The organism is Stenotrophomonas sp. P5_B8 (assembly GCF_054049855.1).
This window is the reverse complement of record NZ_JBFULO010000731.1, coordinates 1-1,079: the sequence shown is the minus strand read 5'-3', so window position 1 is coordinate 1,079 and position 1,079 is coordinate 1. Positions and strand designations below refer to the sequence as shown.

The following is a 1,079-nucleotide window of genomic DNA, read 5'->3' as shown; positions in this document are numbered from 1 at the left end:
GGCCAGACCGGCCGCATCGTCCTTGGCGCTGTTGATGCGCGAGCCCGAGGACAGGCGCTGGATGGTGGTGGCCAGGGAGCTGCCGCTGGTGCTCAGGTTGCGCTGAGCATTCAACGACATCGTGTTGGTGTTGATGACTTGTGCCATGAGGAGAGGTCCTTGAGCAGTGCACGTACGATGGGTTAGACGCTCCTGACGTGCTTCAGGAGCGGCTCATGTCAGCGCTGCAACAGGCTGAGCACGTTCTGTGGAACCTRGTTGGCCTGGGCCAGCATCGCGGTGCCGGCCTGTTGCAGGATCTGGGTACGGGTGAGTTCCGCCGTTTCCTTGGCGAAATCGGTATCACGGATGCGGCTGCGCGATGCCGACAGGTTTTCCGAGGAGGTCTGCAGATTGGCCACCACGGAGGTGAAGCGGTTCTGGATGGCGCCGAGGTCGGCGCGCACGCTGTTGACCGACTCCAACGCCTTGTCGACGATTTCCAGCGCCTTCTGCGCGCCGACGTAGGACGAGACGTCCAGGTCCTGCACGAAGCTGGAGGTGGCCGTGGCGGCAACCGAGCTGGGGGCGGCGACGGTGGAGTCGGCCAGGCTGAGCTGGGTGGCGCCGGTGATGACCAGGTCGCGGTCGGCCTGGACCGAGGTCAGCTTCAGGCGCTGGGTGTCCGGGGTGCCGGCGGTGGTGACCACTTCGGCGTAGACACCGGCTTCGCCGATCCTGCTGTTGATCTGGGCGGCGGCGGAGGCGGCAAACTCGGCGGTGGTCTTGCCGGTGATGGTGCCGATGGTGGCGCCGTTGATGGTGACGCCGGTCAGGTCGGTGATGGTGGCGATGTCGCCGGTGCTGTCGACGGGGGCGGCAAACTTGGCGTTGCCCAGCGAGCTGGCCTTGGCATCGACGACGCTGTTGATGGCAATCGCCTGGCCGGCATTGGCGCCGACCTGGAACAGCTGGCTGGTGAAGCTGCCGTCCAGCAGCTTGGTGCCGTTGAAGTCGGACTGCTTGGCGACGCGGTCGATTTCGCTGACCAGCTGGGTGACTTCGGCCTGCAGGGCCTTGCGGTCGCTGGCGGAGTTGGT

At 65.8% G+C, this 1,079-nt stretch carries 2 protein-coding genes; both read right to left on the bottom strand.

All coding sequences use genetic code 11. From position 1 onward, the window contains the following. Positions 1-147 (bottom strand): flagellin N-terminal helical domain-containing protein (locus tag ACXJKH_RS21090; protein ID WP_457322296.1); only part of this gene is annotated, 147 nt, incomplete at its 3' end. Positions 148-218: 71 nt separating this feature from the next. After that, positions 219-1,079, bottom strand: an 861-nt coding sequence (locus ACXJKH_RS21085; protein WP_457322294.1) for a flagellin, incomplete at its 5' end; no start/stop codon positions are given.